The sequence below is a fragment of the Paraherbaspirillum soli genome (assembly GCF_042654985.1).
Classification (GTDB): domain Bacteria; phylum Pseudomonadota; class Gammaproteobacteria; order Burkholderiales; family Burkholderiaceae_D; genus Paraherbaspirillum; species Paraherbaspirillum soli.
Genome location: NZ_JBHSMT010000030.1, coordinates 64,689 through 88,558, shown reverse-complemented (window position 1 = coordinate 88,558; position 23,870 = coordinate 64,689). Strand labels below are relative to the sequence as shown.

Annotated in this window: 20 protein-coding genes; 10 read left to right on the top strand and 10 right to left on the bottom strand. The window is 59.7% G+C overall.

What is annotated here, in order from left to right; translation table 11 throughout:
• Positions 1-52: 52 nt before the first annotated feature.
• Complete coding sequence (locus tag ACFPM8_RS20400) at positions 53-382, bottom strand: DUF6678 family protein (RefSeq protein ID WP_379000430.1); 330 nt, start codon at positions 380-382, stop codon at positions 53-55.
• Positions 383-995: 613 nt separating this feature from the next.
• Here ACFPM8_RS20400 and ACFPM8_RS20395 point away from each other — a divergent pair.
• Positions 996-1,358, top strand: coding sequence for a hypothetical protein (locus ACFPM8_RS20395; RefSeq protein WP_379000428.1), 363 nt, complete (start codon positions 996-998; stop codon positions 1,356-1,358).
• A 193-nt stretch (positions 1,359-1,551) separates the two neighbouring features.
• Here ACFPM8_RS20395 and ACFPM8_RS20390 read toward each other — a convergent pair whose 3' ends face one another.
• Entirely contained in the window at positions 1,552-2,577 is a 1,026-nt protein-coding gene (locus ACFPM8_RS20390) for a MerR family transcriptional regulator (protein WP_379000425.1), read from the bottom strand.
• A gap of 150 nt (positions 2,578-2,727) precedes the next feature.
• On the opposite strand from ACFPM8_RS20390, the gene ACFPM8_RS20385 reads away from it, so the two are divergent.
• Positions 2,728-2,937: a SlyX family protein gene (locus tag ACFPM8_RS20385; protein WP_379000423.1), complete on the top strand. Its 210-nt coding sequence runs from the start codon at positions 2,728-2,730 to the stop codon at positions 2,935-2,937.
• Here the strand turns inward: ACFPM8_RS20385 and ACFPM8_RS20380 are convergent.
• The 3 genes from ACFPM8_RS20380 to ACFPM8_RS20370 are packed head-to-tail and all read right to left on the bottom strand — an operon-like array spanning position 2,934 to position 8,672.
• Positions 2,934-6,008, bottom strand: a complete 3,075-nt coding sequence (locus ACFPM8_RS20380) for an efflux RND transporter permease subunit (protein ID WP_379000421.1) — start codon at positions 6,006-6,008, stop codon at positions 2,934-2,936. The genes ACFPM8_RS20385 and ACFPM8_RS20380 overlap by 4 nt on opposite strands.
• 13 nt (positions 6,009-6,021) lie before the next feature.
• Complete coding sequence (locus ACFPM8_RS20375) at positions 6,022-7,185, bottom strand: efflux RND transporter periplasmic adaptor subunit (protein ID WP_379000418.1); 1,164 nt, start codon at positions 7,183-7,185, stop codon at positions 6,022-6,024.
• Positions 7,186-7,211: 26 nt separating this feature from the next.
• On the bottom strand, positions 7,212-8,672 hold the full coding sequence (locus ACFPM8_RS20370; protein ID WP_379000416.1) for an efflux transporter outer membrane subunit: 1,461 nt from the start codon (positions 8,670-8,672) through the stop codon (positions 7,212-7,214).
• A gap of 313 nt (positions 8,673-8,985) precedes the next feature.
• Here ACFPM8_RS20370 and ACFPM8_RS20365 point away from each other — a divergent pair, with 313 nt between their 5' ends.
• Positions 8,986-10,137: a PA0069 family radical SAM protein gene (locus ACFPM8_RS20365; protein WP_379000414.1), complete on the top strand. Its 1,152-nt coding sequence runs from the start codon at positions 8,986-8,988 to the stop codon at positions 10,135-10,137.
• Between the two features lie 53 nt (positions 10,138-10,190).
• Here ACFPM8_RS20365 and ACFPM8_RS20360 read toward each other — a convergent pair whose 3' ends face one another.
• Together ACFPM8_RS20360 and ACFPM8_RS20355 are read right to left on the bottom strand one after the other, a co-directional pair.
• Positions 10,191-10,709: a P-loop nucleotide/nucleoside kinase family protein gene (locus ACFPM8_RS20360; RefSeq protein ID WP_379000412.1), complete on the bottom strand. Its 519-nt coding sequence runs from the start codon at positions 10,707-10,709 to the stop codon at positions 10,191-10,193.
• A gap of 30 nt (positions 10,710-10,739) precedes the next feature.
• Positions 10,740-11,357, bottom strand: coding sequence for a DUF2239 family protein (locus ACFPM8_RS20355; protein ID WP_379000411.1), 618 nt, complete (start codon positions 11,355-11,357; stop codon positions 10,740-10,742).
• Positions 11,358-11,548: 191 nt separating this feature from the next.
• Here ACFPM8_RS20355 and ACFPM8_RS20350 point away from each other — a divergent pair, with 191 nt between their 5' ends.
• The 5 genes from ACFPM8_RS20350 (at position 11,549) to ACFPM8_RS20330 (ending at position 17,091) form a co-directional block, all read left to right on the top strand.
• The gene (locus ACFPM8_RS20350; RefSeq protein WP_379000408.1) at positions 11,549-12,496 is read left to right on the top strand and encodes a branched-chain amino acid ABC transporter permease; all 948 of its coding nucleotides are present in this window, start codon (positions 11,549-11,551) and stop codon (positions 12,494-12,496) included.
• Positions 12,497-12,500: 4 nt separating this feature from the next.
• Entirely contained in the window at positions 12,501-13,727 is a 1,227-nt protein-coding gene (locus ACFPM8_RS20345; protein ID WP_379000405.1) for a branched-chain amino acid ABC transporter permease, read from the top strand.
• A complete protein-coding gene (locus tag ACFPM8_RS20340; RefSeq protein ID WP_379000402.1) occupies positions 13,727-14,482 on the top strand; it encodes an ABC transporter ATP-binding protein in 756 nt (251 codons plus the stop codon). The genes ACFPM8_RS20345 and ACFPM8_RS20340 overlap by 1 nt, the downstream gene beginning before the upstream one ends.
• On the top strand, positions 14,479-15,180 hold the full coding sequence (locus tag ACFPM8_RS20335; RefSeq protein WP_379000399.1) for an ABC transporter ATP-binding protein: 702 nt from the start codon (positions 14,479-14,481) through the stop codon (positions 15,178-15,180). Before ACFPM8_RS20340 ends, ACFPM8_RS20335 begins: the two co-directional genes overlap by 4 nt.
• Before the next feature lie 216 nt (positions 15,181-15,396).
• Positions 15,397-17,091: an FAD-binding protein gene (locus ACFPM8_RS20330; protein WP_379000397.1), complete on the top strand. Its 1,695-nt coding sequence runs from the start codon at positions 15,397-15,399 to the stop codon at positions 17,089-17,091.
• Between the two features lie 88 nt (positions 17,092-17,179).
• Here the strand turns inward: ACFPM8_RS20330 and ACFPM8_RS20325 are convergent, their stop codons facing one another.
• The 3 genes from ACFPM8_RS20325 to hutC all read right to left on the bottom strand — a co-directional run bounded on the left by ACFPM8_RS20325 (position 17,180) and on the right by hutC (position 20,431).
• Positions 17,180-17,983 (bottom strand): ferredoxin--NADP reductase, encoded by an 804-nt coding sequence (locus ACFPM8_RS20325; protein WP_379000395.1) that lies wholly within the window; start codon positions 17,981-17,983, stop codon positions 17,180-17,182.
• On the bottom strand, positions 17,980-19,455 hold the full coding sequence (locus tag ACFPM8_RS20320; protein ID WP_379000394.1) for an MFS transporter: 1,476 nt from the start codon (positions 19,453-19,455) through the stop codon (positions 17,980-17,982). Before ACFPM8_RS20320 ends, ACFPM8_RS20325 begins: the two co-directional genes overlap by 4 nt.
• A gap of 268 nt (positions 19,456-19,723) precedes the next feature.
• Positions 19,724-20,431: a histidine utilization repressor gene (hutC, locus tag ACFPM8_RS20315; protein ID WP_379000392.1), complete on the bottom strand. Its 708-nt coding sequence runs from the start codon at positions 20,429-20,431 to the stop codon at positions 19,724-19,726.
• Between the two features lie 175 nt (positions 20,432-20,606).
• Between hutC and hutU the strand changes: the two genes are divergently transcribed.
• On the top strand, positions 20,607-22,328 hold the full coding sequence (hutU, locus tag ACFPM8_RS20310; protein ID WP_379000391.1) for a urocanate hydratase: 1,722 nt from the start codon (positions 20,607-20,609) through the stop codon (positions 22,326-22,328).
• A gap of 201 nt (positions 22,329-22,529) precedes the next feature.
• Positions 22,530-23,858 carry an MFS transporter gene (locus ACFPM8_RS20305; protein WP_379000389.1) on the top strand — a complete coding sequence of 443 codons (1,329 nt, stop codon included), beginning with the start codon at positions 22,530-22,532 and terminating at the stop codon, positions 23,856-23,858.
• The last annotated feature ends 12 nt before the right edge of the window (positions 23,859-23,870 follow it).

Below are 23,870 nucleotides of genomic sequence, written 5' to 3'. Positions count from 1 at the left end.
TCATCAATCAAGTGCAATGTCTGCATTAGAGCAGTCGGGTGATTTGTTGGCGTTATAGGTAGTTAATTACGCTGCCCACAGTTCCGTAGCCATAGACAAAGCACCCGTTTCCGGAGCATTTTCCTGGCACATGAATGGTGCATAAAGCCTTCAGAACGGCGGCTTTTTGTTGCGGTGTATCGCATGAAATCTCTAGCCACTCGATACCGTCGTAACCGCCAATAGGGAAGTGATAAAGCCAGTCATGGTCCCAGCCGGACACATATTGGTTATCAATGCACTGTGTTCTGTATTGTGGTGATGGGCAAATGGCGTTCATGGCAAGGCGGATTTCATTCCACTTTGTGTTGTTCATTAATGCCGTTGTCTGGTCACGCGTCATTTGTAAGTTCTACGTTCGATGGAATGATTAGGTTTTGGCTTCACGCGATAACTGAACGCGGTGATTCGCACGGCAAAGTGGGGCGGAGTATATCAGTGCAGAAGTGGATGAATTGTTCGTCGTGGTGGGACTGACTTCAGTTTCTGAGTGACGGGCTACGGAGTAGTGGCCGTTTTAAGTAACGACACACGAATACAACCGTCTTCACTCCGTAGTCCGCTCAGCGGGGTCAGAGTTTTTTTACGCAAAAACCCGCGTAAAAAAACTCTGACCCCGGTGAGCTACAGTTTGCGGTCGCTCCGATTGCCAGCGTCGTCGACAGCAAAAATAGTGTTTGAATTTCAATAAGAACTGCGCTATCTTCCTTTCGTCGCAAGAAAAAGCGGCCTGGCGTAAGAACCAGAGTTGTGGATGTACCGGGCAGACAGCCGCTCCCGAGCGGTTTTTTTTCGTCTGCCCCTATCAATGTGCGTCTTCTATGGCGGGCCTTGGTAGGGAGGGCTTCGGGCCCTGCCGGTTTATGGTGCTCCACGCCGGTTTCTTACCCCTGCCTTGCGCCCGCCTCCTTCGTCAGCCGATGAAGGGCGGAAAACCCGCCGCAAAAGGAGCCCGCATGACCTATGCCAAAAAGCCGGATCAAACTTTCATCTTCCCACCTGTACGCGACACACCTGAACCCGAAGCCCTGCACAAGCCGTTCTCCTGGCTGGTCGAAGCGTTGCGGCACGATGCGGACGCGCTACGCTCATCCAAAACCAAAAACTACTGCTTGGGCATCCAAACCTGTCTGGAACTGATCCACGCCACCGACCTGGCCAGCGGCATTTATGCCGACCCGGCACACCCGCCGCTGCTGAGCGTCACCGCCCGCGAGCGGTTGATGTTGTTTGCGATCGACGCTTGCGGCGATCTGGCGGAAACGGCCGTTGAGGATATTGAGCGTCGTAATGCCAAGCACTTGAAAGAGCGTCGTTAAGTCAAGTAGGTCGGAAAAGCGCAGCGCCTTCCGACGTTGGATGCATCGCCGAAAAGAGCCAAGGGCTTGACCGGCTGATGCGATTCACGCCGTCGGAAGGCGCTACGCTTTTCCGACCTACGCATCTACGCATCTCGGGCTGGCTCCAGCGATTTGAAAACGGTTGGGCTTTGCAGCCCAACCAACACTGCGCTTAAGCCGCGCTCAGACTAGCCATCGCTTTGCCAAGAAACGCCGTCACCTCGGGCGTGACCCAGGTGCCTGCCAACAAGCTCGGCTCGTTTGCAAGGGCGTTTCGAATTTTCAAGTGGGTCGCAGGATCGTCGCCGGCATAAGCGCGAAACAGCTCTAGCCAGCGCTGCGCCAGACGCTGCATCTTGGGATCGTCCGGCGCCGTGGCCAGCGCCATTTCTTGGCGGACCTCGGCGATCAGCGGAGGCCATTCTTTCATCCGTTGGCCGTAGTGTTTTCTCATGTAAGCAAACTCGGCGGGTGACAGATATTTTTGATACACCACCAATTTGCTCTCCGCAAATGCCGCCAGGACGTAGTCCGCCATCTCGGACGAGATGCCGGTCTGTGCCTGCATCGCCGGTTCGTTCAGATGCATCGCGTTAAGCTGCACCAGCAACTTCGGATTGGCAGCGGTATCGCTTTCCAGCATCAACATCCAGCGCCTGGACAGCAGCTGCGCCTGCTCGCTCTGAGCAGGGACGCCAGCTTGCATCAGAGCATCGACTTCGGCGACCAAAGCAGACCATTCCGAATGCCTTGTTTCGTTGGTCATCAAAAACGGCAGCTGTGCGAGTTCTTCCTGTGAAAAATATTTGTCGTACATAGTCATTAACTCCATGGTTGTCAGCCAATCGGCAAGATCCGGCTCGCTCCCCGCGATGAACTGCGCACGCAGCCTGACCAGCCGGCCGCGCAAATTGGCGGTCTGCGCGATTTGCCGGTCAAGCATATTGATTTGCTGTTCGATGACGGTGGAAAGAGAGGTATCCGGCCGCGCCAGAATGGTTCCGATCTCGGTCAGCGGCAACCCCATGCGGCGCATCGCCTGAATCTGGTGCAAGCGGGCGATGTCGATGCGGTTGTACAGCCGATAGCCAGCATCGGAACGCGCAGAAGGGAGCAGCAGTCCTATCTCTTCGTAGTAATGAAGGGTTCTCACCGTCAAGCCGCAACGTTTGGCTAACTCTCCTACTCGTAATAACATCGGACCACTCCTCTTCTTATGCGTGAGTTAATGGTAGAGACTGACGTCGCGTGAGGGTCAAAGACTATTTTCAATTTGCGGATAAACGCCTCGATTAAGGCCACCTCTAAGCTATCATCTGGGCTGCCAAAAACCGTAGGAGTACCAGCCGTGAACCCAGAAGACCGCATCGTCGACATCGAGAGCAAGCTCGCGCACCAGGAAGACTTGCTCGATGAATTGAATAAATTGGTCTATCAGCAACAGCAAAAGATAGACCAGTTGGAAACCCTGTGCGCGGCATTGGCCCGGAAAATCAAGGATGCGTCGGACAAGGCCAATGAAGGCCAAGTTCCGCACGAGCGGCCGCCGCATTATTAATGCTGTACTTCGGCGCTCTTCATTTTGGAGATCACCGCCTGGACGCTCGCATCGGCATGCTTGTGCCCAAACTTGCGCTTCCCCCACGCCAGCAGGTCGTCAATGTAGGTAAACACCACCGGTATCACCAGCAAGCTTAAAAATGTCGAGGTCACCAAGCCGCCGATGACCGCGATCGCCATCGGTGCGCGGAAGCTGGCGTCCGCGCCCAGTCCCAAGGCGATGGGCAGCATGCCGGCACCCATGGCGATGGTGGTCATGACGATCGGTTGGGCGCGCTTGTGGCAGGCGTCGATCAAGGCATCGAAGCGGCTCAGGCCGTGATCGCGTCTGGCGACGATCGCGTATTCGACCAGCAGGATCGAGTTTTTGACCGCGATTCCCATCAACATCAATAAGCCGATCAGCGATGGCATCGAGAATGAACTGCGCGTGATCAACAGGGCCGCGAAGGCGCCGCCGATCGACAATGGCAGGGCCGCCAGAATCGTCACCGGTTGCAAGAAGCCCTTGAACAGCAGGACCAGCACCATATAGACGCACAGCACGCCGGTCAGCATCGCCAGGCCGAAGCCGGAAAACAGTTCCTGCATCACTTCAGCGTCGCCCAGTTCGCCGCGCTTGACATTGGGCGGCAGGTTTTTCAGGTTCGGCAACTCATTTACTTTGGCTAATACTTCACCCAGTTCATGGCCGTTCAGTTCGACGTGGATGATGACGCGGCGATTGCGGTCGATCCGATCTATCCTGGCCGGGCCGCTGTCGAAGCGCAGGTCTGCGACCGAACGCAATGGCACGTTGCCGTTTTTACCGGGTACCGACAGTCTTTCCAGTACGCTCATATCTTGCCGCGCCGCTTCCGGCAGCCGCACCCGAATCGGGATTTGGCGCTCCGGCAAATTGAGCTTGGCCAAGGACTGGTCATAGTCGCCGGCGGTCGCTACGCGCAAGGTTTCGCCGATCGCCGCAGCGGTGACGCCGAGGTCGGCGGCTTTGGCGAAATTCGGCGCGACGATGATCTCAGGCCGCACCAGGCTGATGCTGGAGGTGATATTGCCGAGGCCGGGAATGGTGCGGATTTCGCGTTCCACCGCTTGCGTCACCGCACTCAGTGCTTGCGGATCGTCGCCTGACAATAACAGCTGCAGTTCTTCGCCGTTGCCGCCGGCGCCGACGGTGACCCGCAGGCCGGGTAATTGCGTCAGCATCTGGCGCAGTTCGATATCGACTTCGGTCTGTTTCCTTGTGCGTTGCGGATGATCCTTCAGCATGACGGTCAAGGTCGCGCGGCGCGCTTCGTCGCCGCCGATGGCGCTATAGACCTGATCGACATCCTTGTTTTTCATCAGCAGCTGGCGCGCTTGTTCGGCGCTGGCGCGGGTTTCCGCCAAGGTGCTGCCGGGCGGCAGTTCCAGCGTGACCTGGGTCTGGCCGCGATCAGTAGGCGGAATGAAGCCGGTCGGCAAAAACGGGATCAGCGCCAGCGAGCCGATGAAAAAAGCCGCTGCCATGATGGTGGTCTTGACGCGATTCTGCAGGCACCAGGTGGCAAGCGCCAGGTATTTGCCCATCAGGCGGCTGTCTTTTTTCGGATGCACGATAGGCTTCAACAAATAGGCCGCCATCATCGGCGTCAACAAGCGCGCGACGACCAGCGATGCCGCGACCGCAATGGCGGCGGTCCAGCCGAATTGCTTGAAGTACTTGCCGACGATGCCGCTCATGAATGCGGTCGGCAAAAATACCGCGATCAGCGTAAAGGTGGTGGCCACCACGGCCAGCCCGATTTCGTCCGCGGCTTCCAGCGCTGCTTGATACGGCGTCTTGCCCATGCGCAGATGGCGCACGATGTTTTCGATTTCGACGATCGCATCGTCGACCAGGATGCCGATGACCAGGGCCAGCGACAGCAAAGTCACGCCATTGAGTGTAAATCCCAGGTAGTTCATCGCCAGGAAGGTCGGGATGATGGACAGCGGCAGCGCCGCGGCGGCCACCAGCGTTGCGCGCCAGTCGCGCAAGAATATCCAGACCACCAGCACCGCCAGGATTGCGCCTTCATACAACAGCGACATCGAACCTGCGTAGTTTTCTTCTACCGCGTCGACGTTATTGAACGCTTCGCTGATTTTGACGTGCGGCTCTTTTTCGTTCAGCGTATGGATGGCTTTGCGTACCGCATCGGCCACCGTGATTTCACCGGATCCCTTGCTGCGCGTGATTTCAAATCCGACCACCGGCTTGCCGTCGAGTAGCGTGATCGCAGTACGCTCGCCGACGCCGTCGCTGACCTTGGCGACCTGGTCCAGCCGGATCGTGCGGCCGTCCGGCAAAGCCATTTGCAGGGCCGCGATTTCGGTCACGTTGCCGACGGTGCCGATGGTGCGCAACGATTGCCGGGCGCCGCTGATGTCGGCTTTGCCGCCCGGCGCTTCCTGTTGCACGCGTTGCAGTTGACGCGAGATGTCGGCTGCGGAAACATTCAAGGCCGCCATGCGGGCAGGGTCGAGTTCGACCAATACCTCACGATTGACGCCGCCGACTCTGCCGATCCGGCCCACGCCGGGCACCGACAACAAGGCTTTGAAGACGTTGTTGTCGACAAACCAGGACAAGGCTTCTTCGTCCAGTTGGTCGGATTTGACGGTGTAGGTGAGAATCGGCTGGCCCGAGGTGCTGGCTTTGCCGTAGATCGGATCGCGCACTTCAGCCGGCAGGTCGCTGCGCACGCGATTGACCGCATCGTGCACATCGTTCATCGCTTCGGCCAGGTCTTTTTCCAGCCGGAATTCGATCGTGCTGGTGACGGCGCCATCGCTGACGGTGGTGTAAATGTGGCGGATATCCGCGATCGAGGCGATTGAGTTCTCGACTTTGCGCGCAACCTCTGTTTCCAGCTGCGATGGGGAGGCGCCAGGCAAGCTGATGCTCACCGTGATGAAGGGGAATTCGATATCGGGAGATTCCTGCACCAACATGCTTTTGAAGCTCAGCAGTCCCATCACCGTGAGCATGATGAACAATAAAATGGCCGGAACCGGATGTTTGATCGATAAGGAGGAAAAGTTCATGATGGGTCCTTGCTTATTTCAATGCCAGCGGTGCGGCGCTTGCGGCCGGTGCAGGTGCAGAAACCGAAGCCGGCGCAGCAACCACCTGCACCGTGTCGCCATCCGCCAGGAATCCCGCGCCCTTGGCTACCAGCGTCATCGCCGCCGTGATGCCGTTCAGCACCTCGATCCGGTCGCCGACGCGGCGTCCCAGCGTCACCTTGGTTTGCGCGACTTTATCGTCCTTGCGCAGTTGATAGACATAGCTGAATCCATCGCGCATCACGACCGCGCTTTGCGGCAGCGTCAGCGCGGCGGAATGACCGAGTTCGAACTGGCCGCTGCCGAACATGCCGGCGTGCGCGCTGCCTGGCGTCGGCAGGTCGACATACACCAGCGCATTGCGGGTAGCCGCATCGACAGTCGGCGCAATCATGCGGACCTTGCCGTCCACCGTGACGCCATTGGTGACGCGTAATTTGACCGTTTGGCCGGGTTTGATCAGCAGCAAGTCGCTGGCATTGACTTCGGCCCGCCATTCAAGGCGATTCTTGCGGATCAGCTTGAACAGCTCCTGTCCCTGCGCAGCGACGGCGCCGACCGTGGCCGTGCGTGAAGAAATGACGCCATCGTCAGGCGCGGTCACCTGGGTCTGGCGCAGGCGGATTTGCTCGAGTTCCAAGCGCGCTTGGGCCGACATCAGACGTGCTTTGGTGCTGCGTTCAGCGATGACATATTGCGTGGTTTGCTGTCCGCTCAAGGCGCCGCTGTTGGCTAAGGTGCGGGCCCGTTCGGCATTCGCTTCCGCCTCTGACAAGGCGGCGCGCGCTTCTTCCACCGCCGCCTTTTGCTGCGCCACCTGGGCCGCCACGCTTTCGTTGGTGAAACGCGCCAATACCTGGCCGCGTTTGACGACATCGCCGACATTGACGTTGACTTCCGCCAGCAGCAAACCGCCCAACTCGCTGCCGACCACGGCTTCTTGCCAGGCCGCGATGCTGCCATTGGCCGATAGCGTGAGCGGCCAGTCGTCGCTGTGTGGCTGGGTGGTGGTCACGGTCAATGCGGCCTTGGGTTTGGTGGCGGCTGCTTTTTCAGCGGGCTTGGCGTGATTCGCGGTCGTGGCCCAGAACCCGACAGCCCCTACGGCGACGACCAGCACGAGGGAAACCGTTTGTTTGGTAGATAGCTTTTTCATGACAGATATTCTTTACTTATCTATGTTTAAGAACGATCGGAATGTGGCGCTGTCGCCGGCATTGCCGCAACCTGGGCGTCGCTGCGCCAACCGCCGCCCAATGCTTTGTACAAGGCAATCCAGGCGGCGACGTGCTCGCGCTGGACGCTGATCAAGGTTTGCTGCGCCGCCAGGGAGGTGCGGCGCGCGTCTTCCAGCTCAAACAGGCTGCCGCTGCCGGCCTTGTATTTGTCGTCGTTGGCGCGGTAGTAGCGTTCATAATCGCGGGCTGCCGCTGCCGCATCGTCCTCGCGCCGGGCTGCCGCGTCCAAGCGCACCAATGCTTCCTCGATTTCACGCACTGCGCTGCGCACTTGCAATTGATAGCCGGCATAGGCTTCGTCATAACGGGCTTGCGCCAGGTCGACTTCCGCCTTGCGGCGGCCGGCATCGAACAGCGGCAGGCTGATCGACGGCCCGAACGACCAGGTATTTGAATGGCTGTTCTGGCCGTCGAATCGCAAGCCCGCGATGCCGATGCTGCCGAGCAGCGACACGCGCGGATAGCGATTGGCTTGCGCGACATTGATGTCGGCGCCGGCTGCCGCCAGTTCGCGTTCGGCCACCGCGATGTCGGGACGCTGCGTCAGGGCTTGGGCCGGCACCGCATCGACGATGATGCCGCGCGGCTGCGGTATGCGGTCGTTGGCAGCGAGTTTTGCGCGCAAGTCCGGCTCGGCGATGTCGGTCAGCGCCACCAAGGCCTTGATATCCAGGTCGCAGTCGGCGCGCTGCAAGATCAGCCGTTGCCGCGCATCGGCAGCCGATGCATTGATCAATGCGCCGTCGGCCGGCGCGGTAAAGCCGGCCTTGATCTTGAGCATGGTCAGCTGCGCCGTTTGTTCCCGCGACTGCAAATCCTGCGCCAGCATCGCCGCCGTCGCGATACAGGCGCGGTAATTGACCAAGGTGGTGCCGACTTCCGCGGCCAGCGACACCCGTGCGCCATGCCAATCCGCGCTGCGTGCCGACAGGCGCGCATTGGCAGCATCGGCAGACTTGCGCTTGCCGCCGAACAGGTCGATTTCCCAGCTGGCGTCGAGGCTCGCGCTGCTGCTGGTGCTGACCACGCTGGCGCCGGAACTGGGCGATTTGCTGCGGGTGCTGTTGGCATTGGCGGCTAGCGACGGATACAGTGCGCTGCGGGAAGAGCTTGCATTGGCGCGTGCTTGTGCGATACGGGCCAGTGCCTGGGCCAGGGTAGGGCTGGTGGTCTGCGCCGCATCGACCAACTCGGCCACCAGCGGATCGTCAAATTGGCCCCACCACCGGGTCAAGTCCGCGGTGCCATCATCTGGTGCCGAGTGCTTCGGCAGACTGGTCTGAAATTGCGGCAATACAGCGTGAGATGAAGCAGCCGGCGACGGCGCCTGGTAGGCGGGCCCGACAACACAACCGGCAATCACGGACAGCAGGGGCAAGCCGCCGATAATCTTAAGTAAACGCATCCAGTTTCCCTTACAAACGATTTTTTTGAGAGCTTCCCTAATGCGGGATTTTTTAATGATTTCAGCTGGTTTTATTTTGGTCTGCCTGCTCCAGTGATAAGTGCGTGCCGCTACTGTAGAGAAGAAAATTGCCGCACGGTATGTTATTGCGATAATCTGCGGAAACAAAGGGATAGAAGTGAAAAAGCATGGGATGGAATGCAAGATGGCATGGCGTTGCTTCAAGCATCAGTCTCACCGTTGAAATTCCAATGTATCTATCACCGATTTTTACGCTAATATACTGTATGAACATACAGTATATGGTGTGCCAATGTCAATCAAACAAGCAAACCCGCTATCCCAGCCCATAACCTTTCAAGCCCCGGTCGCTCCGCGCAAAGGGCGTGGCGCGACCAATAACATGCAGGGGCGTTACGAAGTCGAGCAGCGCGAGAACTTTGACGACGGCTGGGCGGTAGAGGCGGAACAGGACGATTCTCCGGCGCCGTTGCGCACCATCGTCACCGAAGAGCAGGCCAAGAGCATCCTGAACCGCAATGCCTCGCCGGATTTGCCGTTTCGCGTGTCGTTGAACCCGTATCGCGGCTGCGAACATGGCTGCATTTATTGTTACGCCCGGCCTACGCATAGCTACCTCGGCCTGTCGCCGGGACTGGATTTCGAGAGCCGTATTTTCGCCAAGGTGAATGCGCCGCAATTGCTGTTGCGCGAGCTGGCCAAGCCGTCCTATGTGGCCGAGCCGATTGCGCTCGGCGTCAACACCGATGCCTATCAGCCGTGCGAGCGTGAGCTGGGCCTGACGCGGAAAATTTTGCAGGTGCTGCATGATTGCGATCATCCGGTGGCGCTGATTACCAAATCGTCGCTGATTGAACGCGATATCGACCTGTTGGCCAGCATGGCGCGCAAGCGGCAGGTGCTGGCGGCGGTCACGCTCACCACGCTGGACCCGGTCATCGCGCGTACGCTGGAGCCGCGCGCCGCTGCGCCGGCACGCCGGCTGCGGACGATCAAGACCTTGGCCGAGGCCGGCATCCCGGTCAGCGTCAGCGTCGCGCCATTGATCCCGTTTGTCACCGAACCCGACCTGGAACGGGTGATCGAAGCCGCCGCCGAAGCCGGCGCGGTACTGGCCAATTACGTCGTATTGCGCCTGCCGTGGGAGGTTGAGCCGTTGTTCCAGCAGTGGCTTGACGCGCATTTCCCGGACCGCGCCAAGCGCGTGATGAACCGCGTGCGCGAGATGCGCGGCGGCGCGGCATATGACGCCGATTTTGCGACCAGGATGCGGGGCGAGGGGATCTGGGCCGATCTGCTGCGGCAACGGTTTGAGAAAGCGCTGATCAGATGCGGGCTGGCGCAGCGCGGCGGCTCGTTTGCGAGATTGGATGCGACGCGCTTCAGGCGGCCGTATGTTCCTTCCGAGCGGGAGAAATCGTCCGGGCAGCTGGGCTTGTTTTAGGGCTTGGTCCAAGATCTTCTTAGTGACGGACGGCACAAAACTACTTACACCGTTCAATTTGACGGCAAAGTTTTGATTGAGCGGCGCAGCTCTTCTGCCGTCGGCCGCTCGAAAAACATTTCCATCGCATCAAACATCGCTGGTGTCACGTCGAACGAATAGGTGTCGCCCTGTTCCACGTTTCTCTGCAATACACGTTGCCGGCGTACGCTGCGATCCGCGTCGACAAAACAGGGCAAAACCCGATGACCGCTTGCCTCGACCAGGGAACTCAGGCGATCGCGGTCGGTTGCACGCAGCAAGCCAAGATCAAGGATCACGTCCCGTCCTGACGTCAGGATTTGCATGCTGCTTGACCAGATCAGCGTTTCGCAACGCGTGACACGCGTCATGGCCCAGTTGATCCACGCCGAGTCCTTTTGAGCAGGCTGGTCATCGCCAAATAAGGTGTGCATCCATTCATCGATTGAAAAACGAACGGCGCTTGTCTCAGCTGCGATTTTTCGTGCATAAGTCGATTTGCCCGCACCGAGCGGGCCATAGATAAGGTGAACTGTTTGGATATTTGTCATGGCTTATTCCGCTGAATTGGTTGCGTGCTGTTACTCGGCGCTCGGCTGCTGAAAGCTGCGCGTTGCCAGGGTCCTGGCATGCTCCCGAATATCGACCGGCCAAGCCTCGACCAAGCGTTCGAATCCGGCCTGGTCGCCGGCAAAAAAAGCGCGGTTCGCTTCTTCAAAATCGGGCTGGTTGCCGGCCATGGCCGACATGAAGCGGTAGGCGTATTCCTGTGCGCGGCGGATCTGGTCGCGGCCGTCGCTGCGCCGCTTGGCATCCTCGACCAGTTTGCGCAAGGCTACCGAGGCGCCGCCGCGCTGGCTGTTGAGCCAGTCCCAATGCCGCGGCAGCAGCGTGACCTCGCGCCCGATCACGCCCAGCTTCGGCCGGCCTGGGCCGCGTGCCGGTTCCTGCGCGTCTTCCGGCGCGGCTTTTTCAACTGCCGCTTCGGCGACCGACAGTCGTTGCACCACTTGCTCCGCGGTGCCGCGAAAATCGACTTCGACCGGTTCGCTGGTGATGTCGTCGAAGATCAGGATGGGTGCGGATTCGTTGCGATCGATCAGCTCTTTTACCTTTAAAGCTACCAAAGCCAATTGACCGGAAGCGATGCGGTGCGGGCCGGCAAAGGCGATGACGGGACGTTCTGTGTGCTGGTTCATCTGAAAAACCTTTCTCAAAATAAGAGTATGTCGCAGATATTACCCGGGTGTAATGTGGGCGTCAATATTACCAAGGTAAAAATACGAAAATATTTTCGCCGAGCAAGCCGGTAAAATGCCGGACCTGTTTACCTGTCCTTCAATCTGCGTCGCCACCCTATGAATCATCATCAGCCAGCTCGCTCCATCGCATGGAATTCACTTTAATCACTTTGCTGAACGGCCTCAGCTATGGACTGCTGTTGTTTCTGCTGTCGGCGGGGCTGACGCTGATCTTCAGCATGCTGGGAGTGCTGAATTTTGCGCACGCGAGCTTTTATATGCTGGGCGCTTATTTCGCCTATGCGATCAGCGTCAAACTCGGATTCTGGCCGGCGCTGGTGCTGTCGCCGCTGCTGGTCGGGACGCTCGGGGCGCTGGTCGAGCACTTCGGGCTGCGCCATGTGCATCGCTACGGTCAGGTGCCGGAGTTGCTGTTCACCTTCGGCCTGTCCTACCTGATCGTCGAACTGGTGCAACTGGTGTGGGGCAAGTCGGCCTTGCCTTATGCGGTTCCGGCGCAGCTGGATAGCGCCTTGTTCACTTTGTACGGCACCGCTTTCCCGCTGTATCGGGGCTTCATGATGCTGCTGGCGCTGCTGATTTTGTTGGCGACGTATCTGTTTTTGAAGCGCTCGCGGCTCGGCCTGGTGGTTCAGGCGGCATTGAGCCATCCGCAGATGGTCGAGGCGCTGGGGCATAACGTGCCGCGCATTTATACGCTGGTGTTTGCCGCCGGTTGCGCATTGGCGGGGCTGGCCGGGGTGGTGGGCGGCAACGCCTTCGTGACCGAGCCGGGCATGGCGGCTGGGGTCGGCAGCATTATTTTCGTGGTGGTGGTGGTCGGCGGCCTGGGTTCGCTGGCCGGGGCTTTTGTGGCGTCCTTGTTGATCGGGGTGGCACAGACGTATGCGGTGGCGCTGGATGTTTCTTTATTGAGTGCTTTGGCGCACTTCGGTATCCGGGTCGATGCGGCCGCCAGCGGTTATCCGTTGTTGCAACTGACAGTGGCGCAGGTCGCGCCCATCCTGCCCTACCTGTTATTGATTATCGTGATGCTGGCGCGGCCGCGCGGCTTGCTTGGCGTGCGTGAAGGATGACGGCATGCATGTAAATACACTGCGCCGGCTGACCTGGGGCGGTTTTGCGCTGGCATTGCTTGGCGCGCCGCTGGTTTTTCCGCAGAATGCGGCGCTGTCGCTGCTGGCGCAATGCGGCAGCATGATGATCCTGGCACTGTCGTTCAATATGTTGCTGGGGCAGGCGGGCATGCTGTCCTTCGGTCATGCGGTGTATGCCGGGCTGGGGGCGTTTGCCGCGGTGCATGCAATGAACCGGATGGCGGGGGCATCCGCTGCGGTGCTGCTCTGCATTCCGCTGCTGGGCGGCATGGCGGGGGCGCTGTGCGGCGCCTTATTCGGCTTTGTCACGACGCGCAGGTCCGGCACCGCCTTGTCGATGATCAGCCTGGCTTTGGTCGAGTTGGTGACGGCCGGGGCTTTCATGTTTCCGGCTTTTTTTGGGGGCGAGGGCGGCATCAGCACCGACCGTGTGCTTGGGCCGGCGTGGTTCGGGATCGACTTTGGGTCGCAGCTGCAGGTGTATTACCTGATCGCCGGCTGGCTTTTTGTCTGTACTGCCGCCATGTTCGGATTGACGCGGACGCCGCTGGGACGGATCGCCAATGCGGTGCGCGAGAATCCCGAGCGCGCCGCCTTCATCGGCTACGACCCACGCCATGTGCGTTATCTGATGTTCATCCTGTCGGCCTTCTTCGCCGGTATCGCCGGGGCGCTGGCGGCCATCAACGTGGAAATCGCCAGCGCCGAAAACCTGGGCTTGCTGCGCTCGGCGCAAATCCTGTTGTTTACCTTTATCGGCGGCATCGGCACCTTCTTCGGGCCGCTGATCGGTGCGGTGGTCGGGGTGTTGTTTACGGCGCTGCTATCGACTTATACCCGCGCCTGGCAGCTATATCTTGGTTTGTTGTTCATGGGGCTTGTGCTGTTTGCGCCGGGCGGCATGGCCGGGGTGATGGTGTCGTCGGTAGCGGTCATGCGCCGGCTGGAGTTGCGCCAGTGGGTCCGACTGGCAAAACCATTGTTCCTGATGGCGGGCGCCATGTTGCTGCTGTCAGGCGCCAGCGTGGCATTGATTGAAATTGTTTACCGGCATGGGTCGGGCATCAGCGATGGATTGCCGACTAGTCCTTATCCGTATGGCTGGATGATCCTGTGTGCCGCGGCTATGGCGGCGGCAGCTTTGGTCTTGCGTTGCGCCGGGCCGCGTTTCCGGAGCAGGCTGGCGGCGCTGATCGAGGAGCGGCGATGATGAGCGCGACTGTTCTGGCATTGAAAGATGTACACAAAAAGGTCGCTAATAGCGCGATTATTTGCGGCGTCGACTTGCAACTTCAGCAAGGCGAACGGCTGGCTTTGATCGGCCCGAACGGCGCCGGCAAGACCACTTTATTCAATCTGATATCGGGCCGTGCGGCGCCGAGCAGCGGCGAAATTTTGCTGCACGGCCGCAGCATCGCAGGGTTGACGCCGTTCCAGGTCAATCGTCGCGGCTTGGCGCGCAGCTTTCAGGTGAGCAATATTTTTCCGCAATTGAGCGTTCAGGAAAACCTGCGCGTCGCGCTACTGTGGCCATTGGCTTATCGCTATGCATTCTGGCGGCGTTTGTCCGGCTTGCACGACGCCAGCCGGAACACCGCGCAAGTGCTGGAACAGATCGGCCTGAGTTCCTGCCGCGATGCCTTGGCCGGCTCGCTGAGTTACGCGCAACAGCGGGCACTGGAAATCGGCATCACCATCGCCGGCGGCACCGACCTGCTGTTGCTGGATGAGCCGACCGCCGGCATGAGCCGCGACGAATCCGCCGCGGCGGTGGCGTTGATCCGTCGAATCAGCAGCGGCAAAACCTTGCTGATGGTCGAGCACGATATGAACGTGGTCTTTGAACTGGCGGACCGGATCGCGGTGCTGGTGGATGGGCAGATCATCGCTTGCGACACGCCGGCCGCGATTCGCCGCAACGCTGCGGTGCAGGCGGCCTATCTGGGCGAGGGGGGCTGGCCATGAGTGCGCTACTCGAGATCGCCGGGCTGCATGCGTTTTACGGGCAAAGCCATGTGTTGCATGGCGTCGACTTGCGGGTCGGAACGGGAGAAATCGTCAGCTTGCTGGGCCGCAATGGCGCCGGCCGTTCAACCACGCTGAAGGCCGCGATGGGGCTGGTGCGCGCCAGTGGCTCCATCCGCTTCAACGGGCAGCAGTTGATCGGATGTCCGACATTCCGGATTGCCCGGCACGGATTGGCTTATGTGCCGGAAGAACGGGCGGTGTTCCCAAGCTTGACGGTGGAGCAGAACCTGCTGCTGGGCCTGAAGCGCGGCTTGCAAGGGTGCGGCTCGCTTGACGCCATGCTGCACATGTTTCCAGCGTTGGCGTCGCGCCGCGATACCCGTGCCGGCCTGTTATCGGGCGGCGAACAGCAGATGCTCAGCTTATGCCGCAGCCTGATGGGCGAGCCCGCCCTGATCATGGTCGACGAGCCGACCGAGGGCTTGGCGCCGCAGATGGTCAGGCTGGTGGCCGACTGTTTGCTGCGCTTGAAAGCGCAGGGCGTGTCGGTGTTGCTGGTTGAGCAAAAATTGGCGATAGCGCTGGAGATTTCCGACCGCGTGCTGGTGATGGGGCATGGGCAGATCGTGTTTGCCGGCACGCCGCAGGATTTGCGCGGGGATGCTGGGGTCAGGAAGAAGTGGCTTGAAGTCTGAATCCTGAAGGGGAGGCTCTAGTCGTCACAAGGCAAGCAGAATAATTTGCAAATACAACCTGTCAATAATGACAGGTCACAGACCTGTCATAAGCTGATTACATGTGCGGCGACGTTGAGGCAAAACAAGCACCGCTGCCCGGCGTTGCGTTGTGATATTTGCAAATGGTTTCTTTGGTACATGAAATTCGTTTCTTACACCTTGAGGAGATGATGTATGGCCAGTTTTGTCGAAGTGAACCAGCAGGATCCCCGTTATGAAACCCTCAAGAAGGGATTCAATTTGCGTTGGCCGCCACAAGGCGATCCTGGCGCTTCTCTCATTTACGTTTGCAAGACCGCGGAAGAAGTAGCGCTGGCTGCCAACGATGCCTTGGGCAGAGGCTATCGCCTGACGGTGCGAAGCGGCGGTCATTGTTACGAAGGGTTTGTGTCGAATACATTGCCGGAACCCGGTAAAAAACAACTCGCCATTATCGATCTGGGCCCCATGTCGGGCCTGGAATACGACGAAAAAGGGCTCTCCCATCCGAACCCTGAAAAAGTTGTCTACAAATTCCGCATTGCGGCGGGCAGCCAGAACTGGAACAGCTACGTCGATTTGTACAAACAGACAGGCAAAGCCTTGCCGGGTGGTTCCTGTTATTCGGTCGGCGTCGGCGGCCATATTTCAGGCGGCGGTTATGGGCTGTCGTCGCGCATGCAAGGACTGACCGTGGATTGGCTATCCGGGGTCGACATCCTGGTGCCGGCTCCGGACGGTAAAAGCGTTGTCCAGAAACATGTGAATCGAAAGAGCACCAACAACGATAGGCTGTTGTTCCTGTCCTGTTGCGGCGGCGGCGGTGGCAACCTCGGCATCATTACCAATTATTATTTCAGTGAGCTGCCCGATGCGCCGCGCGAAGCTTATTGGCTGGTGCTCGAATTTCCGTGGGCTGAGTGGGATAGGGTCGGCAAAGAGCGATTCGGTAATTTCCTGCAAGCATACTGGCAATGGTTCAAGACTCACGACGCCGAATGGGATAGCCCCAATCCAACCAAAGCGAATGGCGGTTTGTTTGTGCTGGGCAAGTTCCAGCACAGGTCCAGCGGCTCGGTTGCGCTGGCGATGCAATATACCGGTCTCGACGGTACTTTGAACGACACTAATAGCCAGCCCTTGGTCGATTTCGTCAAGACCATGACAGACGCAGCGGGCTTCAAGCCGCTGGTCGGGAACTCTTTCATTGCGCCGAATATCCCTGCGATGAATAATCCGCGCGGTGGCCAGAAGGCGGACGATGCACTCAAGGATGCCTTGCGTCTGGACTGGCTGCCTCTGACGCAGTTGATCAACGGCTCAGGCGCCAATCAGCGCGGCAAGTATAAATCGTCGTACCAAATCGGGAATTTCACGGATACGGAAATCGATGCATTGTGGAACAACCTGAATAACGACGATCCGGTCCTGACGCAGTCGCTGGTACAAATCGACTCATACGGCGGCCGTATGAACGATCCCAATCCCGCATATAACATCGAAAATTCCGTCTATCAACGCAGGTCGCTGTTGAAAAGCCAATACCAGACCTACTGGGCCGTCAGCGCCGGGCAAACTCCAGGGGAGGCGGCCGAGATCGAACGCAAGCATATTGCATGGATACGCAAGATTTTTAAGGATGTCCATAAAAACCAGGGTGGAAAACCATATGAAATAGAGCCGAACCCTCGGTACGAAGGCTGCTATATCAGCTATCCGGACATCGACATGAAATACACCGATGACGACCATAAGACCGTCGATCCACAGTGGCTGCGTCTGTACTACGGCAACAAGGTCGACGATCTGGTCAAGGCCAAGAAAGCCTTTGATCCGCACAACATCTTCCATCACGAGATGTCGCTGCCGACCAGCAATCCGGAAAAATAAGTAAGGTTTCCGGCAATAAAAAACAACAATGGCGCTCTTCGGAGCGCCATTGTTGTTTGCCGAGAACTGACGGCGGACCGGACCGATATTACCAATAATCCTCGGTGACAAATTGCCCCGGCAGCGCCCGGCGGCAAGGGCGCAAGCCGCGCTGGTGCAGGATTTCCCGGGTTTCGGAGATCATCTGCGGATTGCCGCAAATCATGATGCGGGCGGCTTCCACCGTGATCGGCCGGCCAGCCGCCGCTTCCAGTTCGCCGCTCGCCAACAGGGTGGTGATGCGGCCTTGCAAATGGTCCTGGGCGGCGTCTTGGTTATCGCGCGTAACGGTCTGGATCAGTTGCAGGCGCGCGCCGCCGGCGGCCAGCTGCGGGCGCTGCTGCAGGCTGGATAGCAAGTCCCGATACGCCAGTTCATCGGCGTTCCTGACGCAGTGCACCAGGATCAGGTTGCGGAATTTTTTCCACACTGCCGGGTCTTGCAGGATCGAGATGAACGGCCCGAGGCCGGTGCCGGTGGCCAGCATCCATAAATCCTCGCCGTCGACAAAACGATCGGCGGTCATGAAGCCGAAGCTGAATTTTTCTACCAGGATAGGATCGCCCGGTTTCAGGTTCTTGATTTGCTCTGTGAATTGGCCGCCGGGAACCTGCACCAGGTAATACTCCAGCTCGGCGTCATCGGCAGCGGAAGCAAGCGAATAGGCGCGCCACAGCGTTTCGCCGCCAGCCACCACCCCCAGCCGCGCGAATTGCCCCGGCGTGAAGCGATAGCCGGCCGGCCGCGTGCTCCTGAACGACAGCAACTGCTCGGTCCAGTAATGCACGCTGGTGACGGTCTCGGACGTTGCTTTGAGGGCGCTTACCGGCGCTGCCGGCGTGGGAGTGTTCATGGCTTAGCTTCCTGGTCGGGTGGTCCAAGCTTCGATTTTAATGCCTGCCGCACCGTAAAGAATGCTATCGCCGGCGCCAGCGCAAAACAGATGAACAGCCAGTGGGCGGCATTGATGGCACCAGCTAGGCTACCCGTCGCGCCGCCCGGTTCGGCCAGTCCGGCCAGCGAGGTCGCCAGTCCCGCCAGTGCAGCGCCGATCGCGGTCGCAAATAACTGCACGGTGGTCAGCGAATAAGCCGCAAGATCGCCTTCATCGGCGTGCGCGCTGCCCAATATCTTTGCCATCAAATGCGGCGCCCCCATGCCGATCCCGAAGCCGACCATGATCAGCGCCACGCACATCGGCAGCAGGCCGTAGCCGGCGACGATGGTCACCGACGGCACCATCACCGACAGCGCCAGCAGCGCCGCCATCACCACTGCCGGACCCGCTTTCATCACCCATTCCGCGCGCTTGCCGCTATAACTGGAGAACAGCAAGGCGGCCAGGGTCCAGCCGCAAGACATGATGCCGGTCAGGTAACCGGCCAATAGCGGTGAATGGCCTTGAATCACTTGCAGGAAATACGGCACATAGATTTCGGTGGTGAGTCCCAGGATGATCAAGATCATCGTCGCGTACAAAGCGCCGATCCGGGTCCGCAGCGAGAATGCGCCGCTGGGCAGCAGCCGGGCGGCGCCGCGCTGCTCCAGCCAGGCAATCAGCGCGATCAGGGCGATGCCGACCGCGACGCCGGCGACATTCAGCGCGATGCTGCTGAACAGGCTGGCGGCCGAGACCGACATGACGGCTGCCGCCAGCAGCACTATTTTCAGGGTCGGGATGGTATTCGGCGCGCTGTCGGCAGGTGCGTTCTGCTTCGGAATCTTCAGTGTGAATTGCACCAGCAATGCCAAGCCGAATGCGGCCGGCAGCAACACCCAGAAAGCGCCGCGCCAGCTGCCTGCCTGCGCGAACATGCCGCCGATGGCCGGCCCCGACAGCGTGGAAATGCCCCACATGCCGGACATCAATGCCATCGCCCGCGACCACAAAGCAGGCGCAAATACCAGCCGGATCATCGCGTAAGACAGCGCCACCAGCACGCCGCCGCCAAAACCCTGGATCGTCCGCGCCGCCAGCAGCCATAGCATATGCGGCGCCAGCGCGCAGCCGGCGGCGCCGATCGAAAAGATCAGCAGCGCCAGCAGGCAGGTGGCGCGATGGCCGATCCACTCGACCAGGCGCGAAGCGACGCCGGCGGCGATGATCGACGCCACCACGAACAGCGAGGTGGCCCAGGCGTAGTATTCCAGCCCGCCGATATCTCGGACGACCGACGGCAGGATGGTGGTGACGATGTATACGTTGGTGGCATGCATGCCGATCCCACCCGCCAGCGTGATCGAGCGCAAGGCATTTCGGCCGGAAAGCAAGTCGGCCCAACTGGCCGCAGCGGGGGAATTGAGGGAAGCGGGGGTAACAGACATGGGCAAGAAATATTTCGATCAAATATGGAGAGAAGTAGGGCGGAAAAGCGTAGCGCCTTCCGCCGTCCGATGTATTACAGCAGATTGAGCGTTTCAAAAACGGCGGAAGGGTGAAGCAGGGGTTTCGGATGGCATGCCATCCGCCTGCTGAACGGTATCCGCCTGCCAGCGGATACGCGCCCTGCAAGGGCTTCGCTTTTCCGCCCTACGCCAAGACGTTAGATGGCGCCGCGCTGTGACATACGGATAGCGGAAAACGATCGCCCGTTCAAAATCCGCCGGTGAACTGATACCTGGAGCCCGGATGCCATAAAGTGACTGAAGTCGCCACCTGATCGCGGACCCAGGTGCGACGCGACAGCACCAGGCTGGGTTCGCCGGCTTCCATCTGCAGCCGCTTGCGCACGGCGGCATCCGGCATCCTCGATTCGATGCTGTATTCGGCGCGGTCCAGCGGCGCGATCTGGACCATGTAGTGATTCGGGGTTTGCAGGTGAAAGTCTTGCTGCAGGTATTCCGGGAACAGCTGTGGATTGGTATAGCGATCCTCGAACTGGATCGGTATATCGTCGGCAAAATGCACGATGCTGGAATGAAATACCGAGCCGGTCGCGAAACCGATCGCCTTCAGCGCGGCCGGGGTTGCGCTGGCTTCCAGGGTCAGCACCTGGCTGCGGTAACGATGGCCGCGCGCCACCACTTCGTCGTCTATGCTGCGGATCTCGACCAGCGTCGATTGATATTTGCCCGGCGCCACATAGGTGCCGGACCCCTGGATCCGCACCAGCAGTTGCATGTCCGTCAATTCGCGCACGGCGCGGTTGACCGTCATCCGCGACAAGCCGAATTGCTGCATCAGCTCGCGCTCAGACGGGATCAGCTCGCCCGGCTTCCATGCGCCGCTGCGGATTTGCTGCGTGACATGGTCTTTTACTTGCTGAAAAGCTGGAATTGCTTTGACAAACGCGCTACTCATACACCTGCTCCAATCAATTGTTTCTTTACGGATGTTACGACAACCTTGCCGGAAAAAATCCTGAAAAGATGATTGACACAAGTTGTATAGACATTATACTTGATTGGACTATACAACTCTGCGTTCTGTCTACAAGCACGCATCATCGCATCACTTTCATTGAGGGCAAATCACCATGAGCACATCGAATACACCGGCAGCGACCGGCAACGATCCGCGGCGCGATGCCAGCCGTTCCATTCGCGCCGCACGCGGCACGCAGTTGACCGCCAAGAGCTGGCTGACCGAGGCGCCGTTGCGCATGCTGATGAATAACCTCGACCCGGAAGTGGCGGAGCGGCCGAACGATCTGGTGGTGTACGGCGGGATCGGCCGGGCCGCGCGCGACTGGGCCTGTTACGACAAGATTGTCGAAGCGCTGACCAACCTGAACGACGACGAGACCCTGCTGATCCAGTCCGGCAAGCCGGTCGGCGTGTTCCAGACCCATGCCGATGCGCCGCGGGTGCTGCTGGCCAACTCCAACCTGGTGCCGAAGTGGGCCGACTGGGAACATTTCAACGAACTCGACCGCAAGGGCTTGTTCATGTACGGCCAGATGACCGCCGGCAGCTGGATCTACATCGGCAGCCAGGGCATCGTGCAAGGCACTTTCGAGACTTTCGCCGAGGCCGGCCGCCAGCATTTCGGCGGCGACTGGGGCGGGCGCTGGATCCTGACCGCCGGACTGGGCGGCATGGGCGGCGCCCAGCCGCTGGCGGCGACGCTGGCGGGCGCGGTGTCGCTCACCATCGAATGCAAACAGTCCAGCATCGACTTCCGTCTGCGCACGCGCTATCTCGACAAGCAGGCCAAAGATCTGGACGAGGCGCTGGAACTGGTCAAATACCACACGCAACGCAAGGAGGCGGTGTCGATCGGCTTGCTCGGCAACGCCGCCGAAGTATTGCCCGAGCTGGTCAAGCGCGCCAAAGCCGGCGGCATCAAACCGGATCTGGTGACCGACCAAACCTCGGCTCATGACCTGATCAACGGCTACCTGCCGCTGGGCTGGACGGTCGAGCAATGGGTGCAGGCGCAAAACGATCCGTCGCAACAGGCCAGATTGTCAGCCGATGCCGCACGCTCCTGCGCCGCCCATGTGCAGGCGATGCTGGATTTTCATGCGATGGGCATCAAGACTGTAGATTACGGCAACAACATCCGGCAAGTCGCTTACGATGCCGGGATCAAGAACGCATTCGATTTCCCCGGCTTTGTCCCGGCCTATATCCGGCCCTTGTTTTGCGAAGGGAAGGGGCCGTTCCGCTGGGTCGCTTTGTCCGGCGATCCCGAGGATATTTACAAAACCGATGAAAAGATCAAGAAGCTATTCCCGCAAAACGCGCACGTCCATCGCTGGCTCGACATGGCGCGCGAGCGGATCTCGTTCCAGGGTTTGCCGGCGCGTATCTGCTGGCTGGGGCTGGGCGAGCGCCATCTGGCCGGTCTGGCCTTCAATGAGATGGTGCGTACCGGCGAATTGAAAGCACCGGTCGTCATCGGCCGCGACCACCTGGACACCGGCTCGGTGGCCAGCCCGAATCGCGAAACCGAGAGCATGAAGGACGGCACCGATGCGGTCTCCGACTGGCCGTTGCTGAACGCCTTGCTCAACACCTCCGGCGGCGCCACCTGGGTCTCGCTGCATCACGGCGGCGGGGTCGGCATGGGCTACTCCCAGCACGCCGGCATGGTGATCGTCGCCGACGGCACCGAAGCCGCCGCCAAAAGGCTGGCGCGGGTCTTGGTCAACGATTGCGCGTCCGGCGTGATGCGCCATGCGGATGCCGGTTATGAAGCTGCGATCGAATGCGCCAAGCGTCATCACCTGAATCTGCCGATGATCAACCGATAAACGTAGGGCGGAAAAGCGTAGCCCTTGCAGGGCGCGTATCCGCTGGCAGGCGGATACCGTTACGCAGGCAGATGGCATGCCATCTGAAACCCCTGCTACACCCTTCCGCCGTTGGATGTCCCACAGGCGTGTGATGCATCCAGAACGGCGGATAACGCTACGCTCATCCGCCCTACGTCAGCGCCTACAAGGAGCTAGCACGTGGAAACAAGCAGCAGCGCAGAAACGCTGGCGACCCCGGCCAGACGAGCGGCACACACGGTCAGGACCAGTGGCGGCAAGATCAAAGCCATAGCCGCCATCACCATCGGCAACGGCCTCGAATTTTTCGAATTCACGGCCTATAGCTTTTTCGCGATCATCATCGGCAAGCTGTATTTCCCGGCCGATGGCGACAGTGCGCAGCTGATGCTGGTGACGGCCACTTTCGGCATCGGCTTTGTTGCGCGTCCGATCGGCGGCTTGCTGCTCGGTTCCTATGCCGATCGAGCCGGTCGCAAGGCGGCCATGAGCCTGACCTTGACCCTGATGGCAATCGGTTCGGGGCTGATCGTGTTTGCCCCGACCTATGCCCGGATCGGTCTGGCCGCGCCGCTGCTGATTGTGCTGGCGCGTCTGTTCCAGGGCTTTGCGCTGGGCGGCGAATTCGGCGCGTCGACTTCGCTGCTGATGGAATACGCGGATGACCGCTCGCGCGGCTTCTACGGCGGCTTGCAGGTGGTCAGCCAGAATCTGAGCGCGCTGTTGGGGGCGTTGATGGGTTTGTCGCTGACGGCTGTGCTGAGTACCGCATCGTTGGAAAGCTGGGGCTGGCGGATACCATTCGCGCTAGGCTTGCTGATGGGTCCGCTCGGGGTGTATATCCGCCGCAATCTGCATGAAACGCTGGCAACCGGCGTGGCTGCCAGGAACTCCTTCAGCCATTCGATCCGCATCGTTTTTGCCGATCACCGGCCACAAATCGCCGCCGGCGTGGGATTGACGATGGGCAGTATCGCGGCGGTCTACATCACGCTGTATTACATACCGACTTATGTCGCCAAAGTGTTGCATATGCCGGCCTCGGCCGGCTTGACCGCGGCCTGCATGGCGGCGGCGGTCAACGCCTTGCTGGCGCCGCTGGTGGGGATGCTGTCGGATCGGGTCGGACGCAAGAAAGTGTTCGGCGTATCCTGCCTGTTACTGGTGTTTGCGGCCTATCCGGCATTCGCCTTGATCAATCAGGCGCCGACTATCGCCACCTTGCTGCCGGTGATGGCGCTGCTGACGATGCTGGCGACATTTACCGCGGTGCCCAATGTGGTGATGCTGCCGGAAATGTTTCCGCAAGCGGTAAGAGCGACCGGCATGTCGGTCGTGTATTGCATCGGGGTTGCCATTTTCGGCGGGTTTGCGCCGTTTTTTGCCACCAAGCTGATTGCGGTGTCGGGCAGCAATCTGGCGCCGTCCTGGTATTTGATGGCTTGCGGCTTGGGCGCGTTGGTGGCGTTGCCGTTCATACAGGAAAAGGCCGGTCAACCGATTGAATAGTATTGATTTAAA